Origin of the sequence: Pseudomonas sp. BJa3 (assembly GCF_026343815.1) — a bacterium.
GTDB lineage: Bacteria > Pseudomonadota > Gammaproteobacteria > Pseudomonadales > Pseudomonadaceae > Aquipseudomonas > Aquipseudomonas soli.
This window is the reverse complement of record NZ_JAOXMC010000380.1, coordinates 1-252: the sequence shown is the minus strand read 5'-3', so window position 1 is coordinate 252 and position 252 is coordinate 1. Positions and strand designations below refer to the sequence as shown.

The 252-nt window shown below is 69.8% G+C and carries 1 protein-coding gene; it reads right to left on the bottom strand.

What is annotated here, in order from left to right:
• A partial coding sequence (locus OH705_RS28100; protein WP_267303551.1) for a hypothetical protein occupies window positions 1-252 on the bottom strand: 252 nt, incomplete at both ends.

Here is a 252-nt window from a genome sequence, read left to right as displayed (position 1 = left end):
ACGCGTGCGTCGCGCAACGCCCGTCTGCCTTCCGGCAGCCAAAGCAGTGCGATCAAGCCCACACCGATCACACCCGCGAAGCGGTAGTGGCTGAGTGCACCGATCGCCAAGCCCATCGCGAGTTCGATCGCCGCCCATCCGTGCACACCGCGCAGCAGGCGTGCGCCTGCGTCGGCGCACAGCACGGCCGCCACCGTCATCGGCACATCCGGCAGGGCCAGCACGCCGAGCGTGCCCGTCAGCGGCATCAGT